This is a genomic window from Mordavella massiliensis (assembly GCF_016901695.1).
GTDB lineage: Bacteria > Bacillota > Clostridia > Lachnospirales > Lachnospiraceae > Claveliimonas > Claveliimonas massiliensis_A.
On the sequence record NZ_JACJKS010000016.1, the window covers coordinates 19,413 to 36,558 of the forward strand.

The 17,146-nt window shown below is 55.9% G+C and carries 19 protein-coding genes; 1 reads left to right on the forward strand and 18 read right to left on the reverse strand.

Annotated elements, in window-relative coordinates; translation table 11 throughout:
• The 14 genes from mutS to H6A20_RS10310 all read right to left on the reverse strand — a co-directional run bounded on the left by mutS (position 1) and on the right by H6A20_RS10310 (position 12,098).
• A complete protein-coding gene (gene mutS, locus H6A20_RS10245; protein WP_243426206.1) occupies positions 1-2,646 on the reverse strand; it encodes a DNA mismatch repair protein MutS in 2,646 nt (881 codons plus the stop codon).
• An 82-nt stretch (positions 2,647-2,728) separates the two neighbouring features.
• Positions 2,729-3,157, reverse strand: a complete 429-nt coding sequence (locus H6A20_RS10250) for a putative ABC transporter permease (RefSeq protein WP_204907033.1) — start codon at positions 3,155-3,157, stop codon at positions 2,729-2,731.
• A gap of 71 nt (positions 3,158-3,228) precedes the next feature.
• Entirely contained in the window at positions 3,229-4,665 is a 1,437-nt protein-coding gene (miaB, locus tag H6A20_RS10255; protein ID WP_338106678.1) for a tRNA (N6-isopentenyl adenosine(37)-C2)-methylthiotransferase MiaB, read from the reverse strand.
• Positions 4,637-4,819 carry a DUF4250 domain-containing protein gene (locus tag H6A20_RS10260; protein WP_204907035.1) on the reverse strand — a complete coding sequence of 61 codons (183 nt, stop codon included), beginning with the start codon at positions 4,817-4,819 and terminating at the stop codon, positions 4,637-4,639. Before H6A20_RS10260 ends, miaB begins: the two co-directional genes overlap by 29 nt.
• On the reverse strand, positions 4,816-5,388 hold the full coding sequence (locus tag H6A20_RS10265) for a 5-formyltetrahydrofolate cyclo-ligase (RefSeq protein WP_204907036.1): 573 nt from the start codon (positions 5,386-5,388) through the stop codon (positions 4,816-4,818). The genes H6A20_RS10260 and H6A20_RS10265 overlap by 4 nt, the downstream gene beginning before the upstream one ends.
• Complete coding sequence (locus H6A20_RS10270) at positions 5,366-5,587, reverse strand: DUF896 domain-containing protein (RefSeq protein WP_204907037.1); 222 nt, start codon at positions 5,585-5,587, stop codon at positions 5,366-5,368. The genes H6A20_RS10265 and H6A20_RS10270 overlap by 23 nt, the downstream gene beginning before the upstream one ends.
• Before the next feature lie 18 nt (positions 5,588-5,605).
• Positions 5,606-5,989: a BofC C-terminal domain-containing protein gene (locus H6A20_RS10275; protein WP_204907038.1), complete on the reverse strand. Its 384-nt coding sequence runs from the start codon at positions 5,987-5,989 to the stop codon at positions 5,606-5,608.
• Positions 5,990-6,047: 58 nt separating this feature from the next.
• Complete coding sequence (locus H6A20_RS10280; RefSeq protein ID WP_204907039.1) at positions 6,048-7,712, reverse strand: putative polysaccharide biosynthesis protein; 1,665 nt, start codon at positions 7,710-7,712, stop codon at positions 6,048-6,050.
• Between the two features lie 23 nt (positions 7,713-7,735).
• Positions 7,736-8,230, reverse strand: coding sequence for an rRNA maturation RNase YbeY (gene ybeY, locus H6A20_RS10285; RefSeq protein ID WP_204907040.1), 495 nt, complete (start codon positions 8,228-8,230; stop codon positions 7,736-7,738).
• On the reverse strand, positions 8,231-9,229 hold the full coding sequence (locus H6A20_RS10290; RefSeq protein ID WP_204907041.1) for a PhoH family protein: 999 nt from the start codon (positions 9,227-9,229) through the stop codon (positions 8,231-8,233).
• A gap of 6 nt (positions 9,230-9,235) precedes the next feature.
• Entirely contained in the window at positions 9,236-10,495 is a 1,260-nt protein-coding gene (locus tag H6A20_RS10295) for a sporulation protein YqfD (RefSeq protein WP_204907042.1), read from the reverse strand.
• Positions 10,496-10,497: 2 nt separating this feature from the next.
• A complete protein-coding gene (locus tag H6A20_RS10300; protein WP_204907043.1) occupies positions 10,498-10,800 on the reverse strand; it encodes a YabP/YqfC family sporulation protein in 303 nt (100 codons plus the stop codon).
• 70 nt (positions 10,801-10,870) lie between these two features.
• The gene (locus H6A20_RS10305) at positions 10,871-11,476 is read right to left on the reverse strand and encodes a flavin reductase (protein ID WP_204907044.1); all 606 of its coding nucleotides are present in this window, start codon (positions 11,474-11,476) and stop codon (positions 10,871-10,873) included.
• Positions 11,477-11,492: 16 nt separating this feature from the next.
• The gene (locus tag H6A20_RS10310; RefSeq protein ID WP_204907045.1) at positions 11,493-12,098 is read right to left on the reverse strand and encodes an HD domain-containing protein; all 606 of its coding nucleotides are present in this window, start codon (positions 12,096-12,098) and stop codon (positions 11,493-11,495) included.
• Between the two features lie 198 nt (positions 12,099-12,296).
• Between H6A20_RS10310 and H6A20_RS10315 the strand changes: the two genes are divergently transcribed.
• On the forward strand, positions 12,297-13,634 hold the full coding sequence (locus H6A20_RS10315) for an MATE family efflux transporter (RefSeq protein ID WP_204907046.1): 1,338 nt from the start codon (positions 12,297-12,299) through the stop codon (positions 13,632-13,634).
• Between the two features lies 1 nt (position 13,635).
• Here H6A20_RS10315 and H6A20_RS10320 read toward each other — a convergent pair whose 3' ends face one another.
• The 4 genes from H6A20_RS10320 to H6A20_RS10335 all read right to left on the reverse strand — a co-directional run bounded on the left by H6A20_RS10320 (position 13,636) and on the right by H6A20_RS10335 (position 17,089).
• The gene (locus tag H6A20_RS10320) at positions 13,636-15,684 is read right to left on the reverse strand and encodes a HelD family protein (protein WP_204907047.1); all 2,049 of its coding nucleotides are present in this window, start codon (positions 15,682-15,684) and stop codon (positions 13,636-13,638) included.
• Entirely contained in the window at positions 15,684-16,283 is a 600-nt protein-coding gene (locus tag H6A20_RS10325; RefSeq protein ID WP_204907048.1) for an HD domain-containing protein, read from the reverse strand. The genes H6A20_RS10320 and H6A20_RS10325 overlap by 1 nt, the downstream gene beginning before the upstream one ends.
• A 166-nt stretch (positions 16,284-16,449) precedes the next feature.
• Positions 16,450-16,737, reverse strand: coding sequence for a helix-turn-helix domain-containing protein (locus tag H6A20_RS10330; RefSeq protein WP_204907049.1), 288 nt, complete (start codon positions 16,735-16,737; stop codon positions 16,450-16,452).
• Positions 16,730-17,089, reverse strand: a complete 360-nt coding sequence (locus tag H6A20_RS10335; RefSeq protein WP_204907050.1) for a type II toxin-antitoxin system RelE/ParE family toxin — start codon at positions 17,087-17,089, stop codon at positions 16,730-16,732. The genes H6A20_RS10330 and H6A20_RS10335 overlap by 8 nt, the downstream gene beginning before the upstream one ends.
• Between the last annotated feature and the right edge of the window lie 57 nt (positions 17,090-17,146).

Sequence of the window (17,146 nt, forward strand, 5' to 3'; positions counted from 1 at the left end):
TTACCACCTGTTCTTCAATTTGTTCTGCAACTGATACAGTGTGTTCAGGGCGTCGATGGGCGTCAGATGGCTGACATCCAGATTCTTGATCTCTTCCAGCACATCATCATCCTTTACCGTGTCAAACAGGGACATCTGCGCCAGATCCACCTCGTCGTACTTCTTCGCCTTCTTCTTTGTCTCTTTCCCGGCGGAAGCAATGTCCTTGACCCGCGTGGTGATATCTGCGTAGGAGAGCTCCTCCGCGATCTCCTTGGCCCGCTCGATGACAGGCTCCGGCACGCCGGCCAGCTTCGCCACCTGGATCCCGTAGCTTCTGTCCGCGCCGCCCTGCACGATCTTGCGGAGGAAGACGATGTCGTCCCCCTTCTCCTTCACGGCGATGCAGTAGTTGTGGACGTTGTCGATCTTGCCCTCCAGCTCCGTCAGCTCGTGGTAGTGGGTGGCAAAGAGGGTCTTGGCTCCCAGCAGCTTCGTGTTGCTGATGTGCTCCACAACAGCCCAGGCGATGCTCAGGCCGTCGAAGGTGCTTGTGCCCCGCCCGATCTCGTCGAGGATGAGCAGGCTGTGCCGGGTCGCGTTCCGCAGGATGTTGGCCACCTCCGTCATCTCCACCATGAAGGTGCTCTGCCCGGAGGCGAGGTCGTCCGATGCGCCCACCCGTGTAAAGATCCGGTCCACGATGCCGATGTCGGCAGCGGAGGCCGGCACAAAGGAACCGACCTGCGCCATCAGCACAATGAGGGCGCTCTGGCGCATGTAGGTGGATTTCCCGGCCATGTTGGGGCCGGTGATGATGGAGATCCGGTCCTTTTTGTCGTCCAGATAGGTATCGTTTGCGATGAACATGTCATTGGGGATCATCCGCTCCACCACCGGATGCCTGCCGTCCCGTATGTTGATCACGCCCTTCTCGTTGATCTTCGGGCGCACGTAGTGATTGCGCTCCGCCACAAGGGCAAGGGAGGCCAGCATGTCCAGCTTCGCCACGGCTGCGGCTGTGTTCTGGATGCGGACCACTTCCCGGCCGACCGTGTCGCGCACCTGGCAGTACAGTTCATACTCCAGGGCGTACAGCTTGTCCTCCGCCCCCAGGATCGTATCTTCCAGCTCTTTGAGGCGGGGCGTGATATAGCGCTCTGCGTTGGCCAGCGTCTGCTTCCGCGTATAGTAGTCCGGCACAAGGTTCCTGAAGGAGTTCGTCACTTCCAGATAGTAGCCGAATACCTTGTTGTAGCGGATCCGCAGGTTTTTGATGCCCGTCTTCTCCCGCTCCTCCTCCTCCAGCTTCGCCAGCCAGTCTTTTCCCTCTGTCTTGGCGTTGCGGAGCCGGTCCACCTCCCCGCTGTACCCGTCGCGGATGATGCCGCCCTCCTTCATGGCCAGCGGCGGATCATCGCAGATGGCAGAGCCGATCAGGCTGCACAGATCCTCCAGCGGATCCATCTCCTCCAGGATCTCCGTGAGGAGCGGCGCCTTCAAGTCTCCCAGGATGCAGCGGATATGGGGCAGCATGGAAAGGGAACTGTGAAAGGCTGTCAGATCCCGCGGGTTGGCTGATCTGTATGTAATCTTAGTGAGGAGGCGTTCCAGATCGTAGACCGGCGTCAGATACTCCCTGAGCTCCTCCCTGCAGATGGCGTTGTCAAGGAGCTCTGCCACTGCATCCAGCCGTTTCTCGATCTCCGGCTTGTCGATCAGGGGCTGCTCCAGCTGCTTGCGGAGCAGCCGGGCTCCCATGGCGGTCTTTGTCTTGTCCAGCACCCACAACAGGGACCCTTTTTTCTGCTTCTCACGGAGCGTCTCGCACAGCTCCAGATTCCGCCTTGTGGAGCTGTCCAGCACCATGTACTTTCCCGGCATATATCTGGTCAGCCGGGAGAGCTGCGCCAGATCTGTCTTCTGGGTCTCCTTCAGGTAGACGAGCAGGGCGCCGGCGCCGACGATCCCGCAGTCATAGTCCGCGATGCCAAGGCTCTCCATGGAGCTGACGCCAAAATGCTCCGCCAGCGTCCTGCGGCAGATGGCGTCGTCAAAATACCAGGCGTCCAGGGCATAGATCGTGATGCCGAGCCTGTCCCGCAGATCGTCCAGATCCATGCCGCTCATGTAGAACGCCTCGTTGCAGATCAGCTCCGAGGGCATCAGGTGGCTGATCTCATCCAGGAGCTGGCCGCTCTCGTCCACTTCCGTCACCGAGTACTCTCCTGTGGTCACATCCGCGACAGAGACACCATACCGGTCCCCGATGTACGCCACACACATAAGATAATTATTCTTTGTCTCATCCAGGGCCTGGGTGTCCAGGTTGGTGCCCGGCGTGACGATGCGCACCACGTCCCGCCTGACAAGCCCTTTGGCTGTGGCCGGGTCCTCCATCTGCTCGCAGATCGCCACCTTGTAGCCCTTCTTTACGAGTCGGTTGAGATATCCGTCCACCGCGTGGTACGGCACGCCGCACATGGGCGCACGCTCCTCAAGGCCGCAGTTTTTCCCGGTCAGGGTGATCTCCAGCTCCCGGGAAGCTGTCAGCGCATCGTCAAAAAACATTTCGTAAAAATCGCCCAGTCTATAGAAAAGGATGCAGTCCTCATACTGTCGTTTTGTCTCCATGTACTGCTGCATCATGGGGGTCAGTTCAGCCATGTAAGTTCTCCTTTGCTGTTCTTGTCTTCTGCACGTATACCGCAGGCATACATAGTTAAGTATACCACATTTTCGGTTCAAATCAAATGAGGAAAAACCGCGGTTTTTTCTCGCCAAAGACCTTCCACAGCAGCAGCCCGCCAAGGATGATCCCGATCCCGCACAGAAGCGCGAACAGCAGCATGAAAGGCAGGCAGATCTGCCCGAAGAGCTGCAGGGGGAGGCCGGTGTAGTCCCACACATGCCAGCCGAGCCACTTGTTTACGATGATGCCTGTGATAAACTCGCAGGACGTCACAAAAACCATGCAGCGCAGAAGCTGGATCCACATCGGATCCCTCCACTCCCGCACCCGGCCCTGCCAGACGGCAAAGCACATGCAGATGCCTCCAAGCGCGAACATGCTCCAGTGCGAAAAGCCGCGGAACACCACTTCAAATCCGTAGTAGAGGCAGCCTCCCACGATCCACAGGAACAGGTATTCACAACATATCTTCCATGTTTTTTCCATAAAAAACGCCCCCGCTATATAGGTATTCCTGTATAGTGTGAGCGTTTCCGTTCCGGAATATAAATGGGATATTACACCATTTCCCCCAGATAGTAAAAGCCGCGGCACGTGACAAGGCGCACCTTCACAAGGCGCCCGATCAGGGAGGGATCTCCCGGGAAGTGCACGAGCAGGTTGTTGCTCATCCGTCCGGTCAGAAGGGAGGGGTCATGGTCGTTGACGCTCTCCGCCAGCACTTCCTGCACGGTGCCTTCGTGGACAGCGCAGACCTGCGCGGAGATGTCCTGCACCTCTCTAAGAAGGCGGTCAAACCGGTCTTTGACCACATCCTGGGGCACCTGCTCCTCCATGGCGGCCGCCGGCGTCCCCGTGCGCTTTGAGTAGATAAATGTAAAGGCGCTGTCATAGCGGACACGGCGCACCACATCCAGCGTCTCCAGGAAGTCTTCCTCCGTCTCCCCCGGGAACCCGACAATGATATCTGTAGTGAGGGAGATGTCCGGCACGGCAGCCCGGATCCGGTCCACCAGATCCAGATACTGCTCCTTCGTGTACCTGCGGTTCATCTTCTTTAGGATGCGGCTGCTCCCGGACTGGAGCGGCAGGTGGAGATGCCGGCATATTTTCTCTGATCTGCCCATGACTTCGATCAGTTCATCGGACAGATCTTTCGGGTGCGAGGTCATGAAGCGGATCCTCCGGATCCCGTCCACCTTCTCCACCTCCTCAAGAAGCTGTGCAAAGGTCATGGGCTGGTCCAGCGTCTTCCCGTAGGAATTCACATTCTGGCCAAGCAGCATGACTTCCACCACGCCGTCTGCCGCCAGCTTCTCGATCTCCCGTATGATCATCTTCGGATCCCGGCTCCGCTCCCGTCCCCGCACATAGGGAACGATGCAGTAGCTGCAGAAATTATTGCAGCCAAACATAATGTTTACGCCGGACTTGAACGGGTATTTCCGCGCCACCGGCAGATCCTCCACGATCCGGTCCGTGTCTTTCCAGATGTCGATGACCATCCGGTCAGACTCCATGCGGGCCGCGATCAGTTCCGCGAACTTGTAGATGTTGTGTGTACCGAAGATGATATCCACGAAGCGGTAGCTCTTCTTCAGCTTCTCCACCACCTGGGGCTCCTGCATCATGCAGCCGCACAGGGCGATCATCATGTGGGGATTGGATTTTTTGGCATGTCCCAGTTGTCCCAGCCTTCCGTACACCCTCTGGTTGGCGTTCTCACGGACGGTGCAGGTATTGTAGATGACAAAATCCGCCTTCTCCTCGTCCGCTTCCTCTATGTATCCCACTTTGCGCAGGATGCCTTCCAGTTTTTCCGAATCCCGCGCGTTCATCTGGCAGCCGAAGGTCGTCACGTGGAAAGTGAGCGCGCGTCCCGCCCGCTCGGACGCCTCTTTTACGAGCTCCTTTGCCCTGTCCATGAAATAGTACTGGCGCTCCGGCTCGCTTGCGGGGGCTGCGCTATACAAACTGATTTCTGGATCTGTCATACTCATAATCGATTCCTTTCAGTACATTCGTGATCTGTGCTTTATCCACCTGCATGTCGTCGCAGAGATCGTCCAGATCCCTGTAAAAGTCACGCAGCTTCGTGTTTACCACGCCCAGCATGAGCACCGGGTCGCCCGGAAGTTTCTCTATCATCTTTCTTCTCTCCTTTTTCCGATCTCTATGAGCCGTCTTTCTGTTGCGATCATCTGCACCTGCACGTCAAAAGATCCCGCCGGGATCCGCTCCAGCACCTGGAAGTCAAAGGCGATGGCCATCGTCTGAAGGCGGGGGTGGCTGTGCAGGTACCGGTCGTAGTACCCCTTCCCGTAGCCGATCCGGTTTCCCCGCAGGTCAAAGGCAGCGCCCGGAAGGAGCACAAGGCCGTCGCTTCCGTCTGCCCGGCAGACCGGATCCGGCTCCAGGACGCCGAAAGTCCCCGGCGCAGTCTCATCCGGGGAGTCGATGTACCAGAATGTGATATCCTCTTTTCCGGTCCGCGGGACAGCTACTTTTTTCCCGAGCTTCCACGCGTCCTCCATGATCCCGCGGGTGCCGGCCTCCCGGCGGAAATCCATATAGCAGTATATGGTATCCGCCCCCAGGAACCAGGGATGGGACCGGACCCTCCTGCGGATGGATTCTGTCTTATCCGCCCACTCCGAAGCACACACGGATGCGCGGGCCCGGAGCATCCGGCGCCTAATTTCCTCTTTTTCTTCCATATTTTTCACCGAGATCCGTGATGGACCCGTCCTTCTCCCGGATCGAGATGTTGTTGAGCTGGCCGCGGAGATTTTCCCGCACGGCCGCGATATATTCCTGGCGGAGGAGCTGCTGCTCCTTATGTTCCGCGTCTGTCAGTCCTTCTGCTTTTGATTTGTGATACAGTTCGTTGATCCGTTTGATCTTCTTTTCATCCATGGTATAGTTTGTTCCTTTCTAGCTGCTGTAGTTTTCCAGGAAACTGTACAGCATCTGGGTACTCCCAACGTATTTTCCGTTCTTGATCTCATGCTGCAGGCCGGCCGGAAGAGACGCCACCTCGATGCTCGTGTAGTCGTAGACCGTCTCCCTGTCGCCCAGATAGACGACCACATACCCGTTCTCCTCAAGCAGGCAGTAGGTATCCTCTTTCACAGCACTCCCCTCTGTCTCGACAGACGGGCTTTCTTTCGTATCGCCGCCCTCTTCGGTCCTTGCGGCAAGAGACGCATCCCCGGCCCTCTCCAGCGCCTTCTCGTACGTGAAATGATAGGCGCATGCCAGGAGGATAAAGGCAGCCAGAGCTGCCGTGAAAAAACCGACACTCAACTTTTTCTTCATAAGGACAACTCCTTTTTTAGTAGAGTATCGGCTTTTCTCTCACAATTTATACAGCTTCCTACCGGTAACCGCCCCGGATCAGGTGAAGCTTCCGACATACAGTCACAAGCAGGGCCCCCTTCGGCGCTGCCAGGAGTTCTTCCTCCGTGACGCCGCCAAGTCCGACGAGACTGACTCCATAGGCGATCACTGCTGCAATAATAGCGAACACAGCCGCGGCCATCGGTCCGATGAAGAGTTCGCAGAGAAGATGCACAAGGAGGGCGATCACGCCCATGATCACCGCCGCGATGCAGGGGATCACAAAGGTCTTCCGTCGTTCCTGTATATATCCGCATGTTTCCCGGAGATCATGGGCATTCAGGATACAGATGGAAGCGGCAAAAACAATCTTGCTGATGGGAATGGAGTAAATCTCCCATTTAAAGACGACAAGCATGATAAAGAGCGCCACAATGTGGATCACAAGAGAGACCGCCGCGTTCTTTACCGGCTTTGCCATATAGTCCAGCCCCTGCAGCGCCGCGTTCGTCACAGTGGAGAGGCAGAAAAACACAACGGAAATACCGCCGATCCGGAGCATCAGCGCCGGGATGGCGTTGTCCTGTGTGAAGTACAGAAGATCCAGGATCGGCCCCGCCAGCGTGATAAAGCCCGCCGCGCAGGGGATGGCGATCAGCATGTTGAACCGGGAGACCATATTGATCTTGCTGTGGATCTGCTTCCGGTTCCCGGTCTGTATGGTGGCCACCAGACTCGGGATGAAGGAGGCGGCCAGTGCGCTGGCCACGCTTAAGGGGATGTTCGTCATGGTGTCGTACTGCCCGTTCAGCATGCCAAGAAGGGAGGTGTACTCCTTCTCCGCCATGCCCTGGGCGGCCATGATATTGGAAAACATCGTCTGATCCACAATGTTGCAGATATTATACACTGTTGCACTCAGAATGACCGGTGCGATGGTGAGCAGGAGGATCTTGTACACCTGTCCCATACTCTCCTGCCGCCGTGTCCGGTCCCGCCGCATCTGCCGCTTCAGCCTTGTCCGGTAAGCCCCGAAGACAAACAGGAGGAAGAGGAGCGCTGTCAGGGCGCCGATCACTGTACCCAGCGTAGCGCCCGCGGCCGCGAACGCCGCGCCGTAAGTCTCCTTCTGGGCCCCGGAGGCCATAGCCTGCCCGGTCCGCATGAGAAGGTAGGCCCCCACCACGCTTACGATCGCGTTGATGAGCTGCTCTGCCACCTGGGAGACCGCCGTCGGGATCATGGTGCCGTAGCCCTGGAAAAAGCCCCGCAGCACACCGAGGATGGCGACGATCAGGATACAGGGGGCCAGGACGCGCAGGGCGTAGACGCTCATTCCCATCTTCAGGATATGCTCCGAAATAAAGCTGGCCCCGAAAAAGACAATGGCGGTCACGATACCGCCCGACACAATCCCGAAGCTCATGGCTCCCTTGAAGACCCGGTACGCATTTTTATACTGTCCTGTAGATACCCGCGCGGACACGAGCTTTGACACAGCCATGGGAAGGCTGTAGGAAGTGAGCATCAGCGCCAGGCTGTACACCTGGAACACAACGCCGTAGTAGCCGTTTCCCTCGCTGCCCATGATATTGGTAAGGGGGATGCGGTAGGCCAGACCGACCACCTTTGTGATCATGGCCGCCGCTGCCAGGATCGTTCCCTGGGCCAGAAAATTCGTTCCTTTGTTCTTGCTAGACATAGTTTGCCGCTCCACACTTTCTCTTATCGTAAAATCCCGAGCTGTTCCAGGATCTCTCTTTGCTTCTGCTCCATCACGAGGCGTTCTTCCTCCCCGATGTGGTCATATCCTGTTAAGTGTAACACAGAATGGGCGATTAAGAAAGCAAATTCTCTTTTCGGGGAATGGCCGTAAGCCGCGGCCTGCTCCAGGACCCTCTCCTTGGAGATCACGATGTCGCCCAGAACGAGCTCCCCGCTTTCCGGGTCAAAGCAGTCCTCCTCATCCTCCAGAAATCCGAATTCCCCGGGCGCCTCATACTCCACCATGGGGAAGGAAAGCACATCTGTCGGCCGGTCGATCCCGCGGAACTGCCGGTTCATCTCGTGGATCTGTTCGTCTGTCGTCAGCAGGAGGTTTACCTGCGCCTCGTAGGGACAGCCCACATAGTCAAGAGCCGCGTCCACGACTTCCCGCGCGAGCTCCTCGCAGGGAAGCGGAAGGCGCAGGCTCCCTTCTTCCTCAAAATACAGTGCCATTTATCTTCTCCTTCTGTCTTTTCCTCTGAATTTCTTCGCGTCCGCCTTTGCCTCATACTCCTCGTACGCCTTGACGATCCGCTGCACAAGCGGGTGACGGACCACATCCCTGCTCGTCAGCTGGCAGATGCTGATGTCCTCTATGTTCTTCACCACGCTGACCGCCACATCCAGGCCGGATGTCTGTCCGGACGGAAGGTCCTTCTGGGTGGCGTCGCCGGTGATGACTACCTTGGATCCGAAACCGATGCGGGTCAGGAACATCTTCATCTGGGCCGGCGTCGTATTCTGCGCCTCATCCAGGATGATGAAGGCATTGTCCAGCGTCCGCCCGCGCATGTAGGCAAGGGGAGCCACCTCGATGAGTCCCTTCTCGGAATTCTTAAGGAAGCTCTCCGCTCCCATGATCTGGTAGAGGGCGTCGTAGAGCGGCCGCAGGTACGGATCGATCTTGCTCTGCAGATCCCCGGGCAGAAAGCCAAGCTTCTCCCCCGCCTCAATAGCCGGCCGGGTGAGGATGATCCGGCCCACCTCGTTGTTCTTAAATGCGGTGATCGCCATGGCCATGGCAAGATATGTCTTTCCCGTTCCCGCAGGCCCAAGGCCGAAGACGATCATCTTCTCGCGGATGGCGTCCACATATTTCTTCTGGCCGAGCGTCTTTGGCTTGATCGGTTTCCCCTGGAGCGTATGGCAGATCATATCCCTGTCGATCTCCAGCACCTTCTCCTCCTGGTCTTCCATGGAGAGGGACAGGGTGTAGTCCACATTCTGTTCCCGGATCTCCGTGCCTCTCCTGGCCAGCGCAAGGAGCTGGGAGAGCACACTCTCCGCCTTCGCCGCCTGCCTTTCATCTCCGAGTATCTTTACTGTATCGCCCCGCGGGATGAGCGTCACGTGAAGCGCGCGCTCGATCTTCTTTGCAAAGCTGTCGAACTGGCCGAACACCTGCATCTGGTATTCCGCCGGGATATCGATCGTCCGTTCATGCATTCCCATTTTGTCTCAGTCTTCCCTTTCTGTCCGGCCTGCCGCCTCCGGCTCCGGGAGGATCTGTGAATCCGATGCCGTTCCCACAGGGCCTCGCACGGTGACCGTACCTTTTGCGGACGCCGCATTTTGCTCTGTGTATATTTTAACATCATTCTCCACAATTTCCAGTCCCTTTTTTTCCATGTCCCGGCAGGCTCTCTGAAACCGTGCGCTTAAGATTTCCCTGAGCTGCCCGTCGCTTCGCGTCTCCTTTCGCAGGCTGCAGGGAACAGCCTCCCGCACACCGTAAAAGACAGGGAAGGCGAATGCGCTGTCATGGAAAAGCTGTTTCTCTTCTGTATGATACTCTTGATCCGGATAGCTGTTCTTTACGGATCCAAAGGTCAGCGTCCACGCTCCGATCCGCAGGAAATATTCCTTCTGCCGGATCTGGCTGCCCCGGTCATAGACATAGTCTCTGACCGTAACGCTTCTTTCCTGCGTGTCTTCGTAGGAGATCCGGTACTCTCCCGTGATGTCGGCCTGCGCCTGCGTGTACCGGTATCCGGTCACTTCCCCTGCGTCATCCGTAAGATCCATCCGCCCGCTCACCAGGATCTGCCCCTTCTTTACTTCCGCGCCGGCCCGGACGGACGGCGTGCCCTTCCGCGTCACAATGGACACGATCCTGCAGTCCCTCTCCGCCGTCAGATCCGTCCCCCTCTCCTCCCCGGACACATTTTTTTCTTCTGTCCCCACTTCATTTTCTTTTACACGGATGATCAGTTTTGTCCCGTCGACGGCGGCGGAGACCCAGACAAAGTCATCAAATTTTCTCCTTAATTCTTCGGAGATCCGGCTGCAGTCCACATCTCCTGACGCCATACCGCAGTAGATGTCCTCTGTGTGCAGAAAAGAGAGGATAGCTTCGTCTGTCCTCTCCCGGTTCCCCTCAATGTCGATCTCCCATATGAAGAGGGACAGGATATAGAGCAGGGACGCGCCGAGAAAGGCCCCGGCGAAAAAGAGTTTTCTCCTTCTGAAACGGTATAAAAAAAAGGGGAGGCCATGCCGTCTGCGGACCTTCACCCTTGTACCTGTCTTGCGCAGGAACGTCCCGCTTTTCCGGAAATCCTCAAGTGAGATATACATCTCATAGGCTCCGCCGGCGGACTTGAGTCCCCACAGATCGATCCCGCGGTATCTGCAGGCATTCAGAAAGCGCTCCGGCGAATACCCCTCCGCGCGGATCCTGAGATACCCCTTCACCCAGCGTACGATGGACAGGACCAACGCTACCCCTCCTTTTGCTGCCTGTATTCGATGGCGCTGACAAGGCCTGTGATCTTCATCTCCGCGTTCGTGTAGTACTCGATGCCAAGACGTCTCCCTGTCAGCCTGATCTCCCCGCTTTTTGTGCTGATGCGGATCAGTTCCTGCGTATATTCCCGGATCCCCCTGTAATTCTCGATCCGGATCTCCTGGCGCCCGACAGCGCGCAGGACGGGAAGGGAAAGGGCCAGCTCCCTGGGAATTTCCGCGGCATCCGCCATGCGTCCGCGAAGCAGCATATCTTCCTCTTTTTTTTCCCGTTTCATGACGCATGCCCCACATAGCTTTCTGTTCAGTCTATGCGGGGCATACGCTTTCTATACGGGGATATGTCTGTCAGATTTTTTCAAAATCCGAGGCGCCGTGCTTGCAGATGGGACATACAAAATCGTCCGGGAGCACGTCTCCTTCGTAGATGTAGCCGCAGATCCTGCAGCGCCATCCCTTCTTCTCTTCCTTCTTCTGCGGCGCCGGCTTGATGCTTGACTGGTAGTAGGCGTAGGTCGCTGACGACGCGCCATCCAGGACTTCGCCGTCTGTCACATCTGCCAGGAACAGGGTGTGTGTGCCCAGATCCATGGTGCCTGCCACTTTTGCGCTGAGGTAGGCGTTCGTTCCCTCCGTGATATAGTAAATGCCGTTTCCGGCCCGCTTCGCGGCTTTATAGTCTGCAAATTTGTCCACGTCGCGTCCGCTCTGGAAGCCAAAATGTTTGAAGATCTCAAAGTCGGCCTGCTCCGAGAGGATGGAGACGTTGAATTCCCCGGTCCGCAGGATCATATCATGCGTGAAATTGCCCTTGTTTACGGCAAGTGTGATGCGGTTTGGCGTGGTCGTTACCTGGCCGGCCGTGTTGGTGATGCAGCCGTTGTCCCGGTCCCCCTCCTTTGCAGTCACCACAAAGAGACCATAGCTTAATCTGTACATTGCTTTTCCATCCATAGATGCGTTCCTCCTTTTACTCCTGATCCCCGCGCCGGATCCGTCCTGCCTCCAGATTGGGGCGGATCCAGTTCTCAAGGGCGTAGTCCCACAGCTCTTGTGATCCTCTGCAGGTATGGCTGTTCCGTTTCAGTATCTGGGAAAGCTCCACCCCGTGCTCTGTCCATGCTTTGCCGTCTGTCGCCGCGTTGAGCATCATGGGCTGCAGGTTGTCCATGCAGCGGGCAAACCGGGCTTCCGGGGTCTCGCAGGCTTCAAACTCCTCCCAGAGCAGCCGCAGCTTCTCGCCCTGGTCCTGTGGAAGCAGACCGTACAGCCGCTGCGCCGCCTTCTGTTCCCGCTCCTTCTGGGTCCTTTTGGCATCCTCGTCGTAGGCATAGGTATCGCCTGCGTCGATCTCCACGATATCGTGGATGAGAAGCATGGTGATGGTCTTCAGGACATCGATCGCCTCGTTTGCATACTCGGAGAGAAGGAGGGTCATCACAGCCATATGCCAGGCGTGCTCTGCATCGTTTTCCTTTCTCTGTCCGTCCGTGAGGTAGGTCTGTCTGCCGATGAATTTCTCCCGGTCGATCTCCCGTATAAAGTCGAACTGCCGGCTGATCCTCTCCTGATCCATATGTATCACCTGTCCCTGTACTGAAAATCATGTGCCTTGTATAATGGCTATCTTCATCTTATAGTACAGAAATTATATTGTCAATAAATTCTGCTTTTCGCTGCCTTATTTTCGGAATTTTATATCTTTCTTCCCATTTTTGATGGTATATGATAGACTGTCTCTTAGCGCACATAAGCATGATAAGGAGCTGTTTCTATGGATACAAACGAATTTATCAAAAGACCTGTCCGGGAGATATTCTTCCGCTATCTCATCCCGGCCATCTGCGGCACGATGGTCACATCCATCTACGTGCTGGCCGACACGATCATCGTCGGGAAGCGGCTGGGCGAGACCGCCCTGGCGGCGCTCAACATCGCCCTTCCCATCTACAATGTATTTTTTGGCCTGGGGCTCCTGTGCGGCGTGGGCGGCTCTGTCCTCATGTCCATCTGCCGCGGGAAAGGCAGAAAAGAAGAAGGGAACGCCTGCTTCTCGGCGGCCCTTCTCCTGAATCTTGGTCTGTTTCTCATCTGTCTTATACCCTGCACGGTCTTCATGGAAGACCTGGCCTGGTTCCTGGGCGGTACGCAGGAGACGATGCCCTATATCATGGACTATATCCCCTACATCATCTGGGGCATGGGCACCTACTTCTGCTCCTCTTTCCTGCAGACATTCATCCGCAACGACGGCGCACCTAAGCTGGCCATGTGCGGCGTCATTGCAGGCGGCGTCATCAACATCATCCTGGACATCGTCTTCGTCTTTCCCATGGACATGGGAATGGCAGGGGCGGCCATAGCAACGGTCATCGGCTCCGGTACGACGGTGGCGATCCTGTGCACCCACTTCTTCTCAAAGAAGAACCAGCTCAGGTTCTCGCTGAAGGGATTCCGGCCGGTCTTTGTCGGACGCATCTTTGCCAACGGCTTTACAAGCTTTGTCATCGAGGCTGCCTCCGGCTTTACGATCTTCTTCTTCAACCTGCAGCTCATTCGCTATCTTGGCAACACAGGGGTTACCGTGTACGGCGTCATCAGCAACACGGCCCTGGTGGTCATCTGCCTGTGCAAGGGCGTGGAGCAGGCGGCGCAGCCCATCCTCTCCATCAATCACGGCGCCGGCCAAAGAGAGCGGATCCTGAAAGTCCAGTCCCTGTCCCTGCGCACATCCCTTGTGATCTGCGCCGTGCCGGTGATCCTCGGACTTGTGGTGCCAAACTTCTTCACCCGCATCTTCCTCACCCCAGGCGAGGAGATCCTGCACCTGGCTGCCCCGGCTGTGCGGATCTATTTTACCGGTTTTCTCTTCCTGGGCGTGAATATGGTGTTCATCTGCTACTTCCAGGCCGTGGCGAAGTCGGTGCAGTCCCTGACGCTGTGCCTGATGCGGGGGTGCGTCCTGGTCATCGCCTTCGCCTGGGCGCTGCCCCTCGCCTTTGGCAGCACCGGCATCTGGCTTGCCTTCCCGGCGGCAGAGCTCGTCACCATGGGAACCGGCCTTCTTCTGTACCGCAGGGATCTGGCTTCCACCCGCCCTGTCGCAGACTGATTTAAGAAAGTTCAAACATGTAGAGCTCATGGAGAGCCCGCGTCGCGCAGATGTACTTCGCCTGCGCCAGGAGCGGGTTCTCCTTTTTTGCATCCCAGACCGTGAACACCTGGTCAAATTCCAGGCCTTTCGCCAGATAGAAGGTCGTCACTGTCAGCCCGGGCCGAAACGTGCTGGAATCCCGGTCAATGTAGGAGACGTCAAGGCCGCGGTTTGCAAGAAGCCGGGCTGTGTCAAAGGCCTCCTCCTCCGTCATGGCAAGGACGGCGGCTGTCTCAAACCCGTCCTCCCCTCCGACGCGCAGCCGCTCCGTGATCCGTGCAAGGAGATCCTCCTCCCGGACAAACGACGCTTCCTCCACGTCCTTCCCATGCCGCTCCAGCAGTTCCGGCACCTCCGCTCCATGCAGCCCGGCCGCATAGGATGCGATTTCCACCGTATTGCGGTAGCTTTTATCCATCGTGATCCGGCGCACCTTCCGGCCGAGGACTCTGGGAAGAAAGGTCAGCACGTCCTGCATCTCATTGTCCAGCGTCTGGTACTTATCTCCCAGGATCGTCATACTGCAGGAAAAGAGCTCCGCCAGAATGCGGTACTGCATGTAGGAGTAATCCTGCATCTCGTCAATGACCAGATGCTTCACACGCCTGTGGGCGCCCCTCCCAAGCAGCCTGTACTTGAGATACAGCATGGGAAATACATCCTCGTACGCGATCACGCGCTTCTCCCGGGGCACGTCTGCCAGACGCTCATACCCGCAGTCGTCCAGGAGCATGTTATAGATCTCATAGAGGTCCTTTGTCACATACATGCTGTCAAACTTCTGGCGCACGATCTCCAGCTCTTCCTCGGCAAGATCACGCCCCCGCAGGGTCTCATACTCGTCCACGCAGTATGCCATCACCGCGTCCATCCGCCGCAGCAGGGGGATATCCTGGAATTTAAAGTAAAAAAGCTGGATGATGTCGCTCTCTGACTTCTTCAGCCCTTTGAATTCCACGTCCCTGAAATCCATGAGGCTGTCTTCCAGCAATGCCAGGAACCCTTCGATCTGTCCGCTCATCTCCTCAGACTGTTTGCGCCGGAACAACCGCTCTCCCCGGGGATCCGGGAAACGCATGCTCCGCTCCAGATGATGCCAGCGGTCCTCGCAGTCCGCGGCCGCGTCCTGCAGTTCCCGGTAGGCAAACAGGTCAAAGCTCATCTCCTGCACCGGCTCCTCCCCCAGTTCCGGGAGGATATGTGCAATGTAATCCGCAAAGACGCTGTTGGGCGACAGGATGAGGACGTCCCTGGACGTAAGGTTCTCCCTGTCGTGGTAGAGGAGGTAGGCGATCCGGTGGAGCGCTACCGAGGTCTTTCCGCTTCCCGCCACCCCCTGGATGGCAAGGATCTTATCCTTCGTATTGCGGATGATGGCATTCTGCTCCCGCTGGATCGTGCTGACGATGTTCTTCAGCTTCACGTCCCCGTTTGCACCAAGCTGCGCCTTCAGGATCTCGTCGTCGATCTTGGTGTCGCACTCAAAGGCGTAGATCAGCTTTCCTTTCCGGATCTTGTACTGCCTTTTCGCGGTGATCTCCCCCTCCATGACGCCGGCCGGCGCCTCGTAGGAGGCAGGTCCCCTGTCATAGTCGTAGAAGAGGCCGCTCACCGGCGCCCTCCAGTCGTAGATGAGAGGGGTCATGCCCGCGTTCTCGGCAAAGTTGCCGATCCCGATATAGAAGACCTCCGCCTCGTCCTCGCCCTCGTAGACAAAATCTACCCGCCCGAAAAAGGGGGAGTCCAGCATCCTCCGGAACCGTCTCCGCCTGAGAAGGAGCTCGTTGTTGGCGTTGGTCTGCCTGAGGAGGGCCTGCTGGTTATCATAGTCCTCGTATCCGTACTGGTCCATCTCCGTGTAGTTTTCCCAGTAGTAGTCGTGCATGCTCTCAATGTCCTTCTGTCCTTCCAGAATAGACTGGTCCAGCTTCTCTATTTTCTCTCTCAGCTTCCCCGTGACTTCCTCAAGAAAAGAAATGCCTTCGGTGTATTGTTCGTTTCTGTTCATTATTCCTCTTCTCCGTTGATGGCTGCCATCTCCTCCTGTATCTTCTTCTCGCATGACTTCATGGCCTGGAGCGTCTTCTCGAACAGTTCATTCAGTTCCCATCCGAGCATGTCCGCCCCTTCCCGTATGATATCCCTGGAGCAGCCGGCAGCAAAGCGCTTGTCCTTAAACTTCTTCTTTACGCTGGACACCTCCATGTCCGACACGCTCCTGGAGGGGCGCATCAAGGCCGCCGCCCAGATCAGTCCGGTCAGCTCATCCGCCGCAAAGAGGACCTTCTCCATCTCGCAGGACGGCTCCTCCTCGGAGCAGATGCTGTAGCCGTGGGAGCACACAGAATGGATCATGTCCTCCCCCACTCCGGCCTTTCGAAGGAGTTCCGGCGCTTTCCGGCAGTGCTCCTCCGGGTAGAGTTCAAAGTCGATATCGTGGAGAAGCCCTGTGATCCCCCAGTACTCCTCCTCAGCGCCGTACCCCAGTTCCCGGGCGTACCAGCGCATCACCTTCTCCACTGTCAGAGCGTGCTGGATGTGGAATGGCTCCCTGTTATATGTCTTCAGAAGCTCCAGCGCTTCCTCTCTTGTCAGATTGCTCTTCATTTGTTCTTGCCTGCCTTTCTTCTGCGTAGTCTGGTAAATTCATGTTTTATTATTATACCAGATGTTGCGGTCGGTATCCATACGTATATGATATACATCCTCTTTCCCTTCCGCACAAAAATCCCCGGAAATTCTCCGGGGACCATTTATCGGTATTATAATATTGTTACATATGTTTTTTGGGGACAAAGGAAAGCTTCAAATCCATACCCATGCCATCTGCTAATCTTTTTAACAATTTTAGGGAAGGATTACGGGTTCCATTTTCTAATTTACTGATATCCGCCTGATTAATACCTGTTCTTTCAGCCAACTCTTTTTGTGTCAGATTTTGAGAGGTTCTCGCTTCCACAATAGCCCGAATAATATCAAATTCAGGCTGTAACGCATCATATTCTTTTCGGAATTCATCCTCTTTTAATTGTTCATTCAAAAAGTCTTTAAATTCACTCATTATGGCAATTCCTTTCCAAAAATTCTAATCGGTATTTGTTTGCCAGTCTGATTTCGCCTTTTGGCGTCTTCTGTGATTTTTTTATAAAACCATTTGTTAATATAATACGCTGATCATAATAGAAGAAATACAATACCCTGGAAATATCGGTTCCAATTTTTCCCCGTATTTCAAATATTTCATTCTCGATATGCTTGCTATATGGTTCTCTCAAAGCATTCCCTTTTTCTTCGAGGATTTCGATAATCCCCATCAATTTTGCTCTCATCTTGGGTTCAAGACTCAACAGGAACTCTTTTGCAGGTTTTTCACCATTATCTTTTGTAAAAAATTCTACGCTAAAATTATTCATTTTTCTTCCGCTTATTTTATTTAATTATATGGTATATATCACATATTGTCAAGAAAA

Excerpts from the sequence above, each read along its gene's own strand:
- H6A20_RS10300 (WP_204907043.1), bottom strand. The coding sequence starts at position 10,800 with ATGAAACGGGAAAAAAAAGAGGAAGATATGCTGCTTCGCGGACGCATG.
- H6A20_RS10325 (WP_204907048.1), bottom strand. The coding sequence starts at position 16,283 with ATGAAGAGCAATCTGACAAGAGAGGAAGCGCTGGAGCTTCTGAAGACA.
- H6A20_RS10310 (WP_204907045.1), bottom strand. The coding sequence starts at position 12,098 with ATGGATCAGGAGAGGATCAGCCGGCAGTTCGACTTTATACGGGAGATC.
- H6A20_RS10270 (WP_204907037.1), bottom strand. The coding sequence starts at position 5,587 with ATGGATGAAAAGAAGATCAAACGGATCAACGAACTGTATCACAAATCA.
- H6A20_RS10275 (WP_204907038.1), bottom strand. The coding sequence starts at position 5,989 with ATGAAGAAAAAGTTGAGTGTCGGTTTTTTCACGGCAGCTCTGGCTGCC.
- H6A20_RS10250 (WP_204907033.1), bottom strand. The coding sequence starts at position 3,157 with ATGGAAAAAACATGGAAGATATGTTGTGAATACCTGTTCCTGTGGATC.
- miaB (WP_338106678.1), bottom strand. The coding sequence starts at position 4,665 with ATGACAGATCCAGAAATCAGTTTGTATAGCGCAGCCCCCGCAAGCGAG.
- H6A20_RS10260 (WP_204907035.1), bottom strand. The coding sequence starts at position 4,819 with ATGATAGAGAAACTTCCGGGCGACCCGGTGCTCATGCTGGGCGTGGTA.
- H6A20_RS10320 (WP_204907047.1), bottom strand. The coding sequence starts at position 15,684 with ATGAACAGAAACGAACAATACACCGAAGGCATTTCTTTTCTTGAGGAA.
- H6A20_RS10315 (WP_204907046.1), top strand. The coding sequence starts at position 12,297 with ATGGATACAAACGAATTTATCAAAAGACCTGTCCGGGAGATATTCTTC.
- H6A20_RS10305 (WP_204907044.1), bottom strand. The coding sequence starts at position 11,476 with ATGGATGGAAAAGCAATGTACAGATTAAGCTATGGTCTCTTTGTGGTG.
- H6A20_RS10265 (WP_204907036.1), bottom strand. The coding sequence starts at position 5,388 with ATGGAAGAAAAAGAGGAAATTAGGCGCCGGATGCTCCGGGCCCGCGCA.
- H6A20_RS10335 (WP_204907050.1), bottom strand. The coding sequence starts at position 17,089 with ATGAATAATTTTAGCGTAGAATTTTTTACAAAAGATAATGGTGAAAAA.
- ybeY (WP_204907040.1), bottom strand. The coding sequence starts at position 8,230 with ATGGCACTGTATTTTGAGGAAGAAGGGAGCCTGCGCCTTCCGCTTCCC.
- H6A20_RS10280 (WP_204907039.1), bottom strand. The coding sequence starts at position 7,712 with ATGTCTAGCAAGAACAAAGGAACGAATTTTCTGGCCCAGGGAACGATC.
- H6A20_RS10330 (WP_204907049.1), bottom strand. The coding sequence starts at position 16,737 with ATGAGTGAATTTAAAGACTTTTTGAATGAACAATTAAAAGAGGATGAA.
- mutS (WP_243426206.1), bottom strand. The coding sequence starts at position 2,646 with ATGGCTGAACTGACCCCCATGATGCAGCAGTACATGGAGACAAAACGA.
- H6A20_RS10290 (WP_204907041.1), bottom strand. The coding sequence starts at position 9,229 with ATGGGAATGCATGAACGGACGATCGATATCCCGGCGGAATACCAGATG.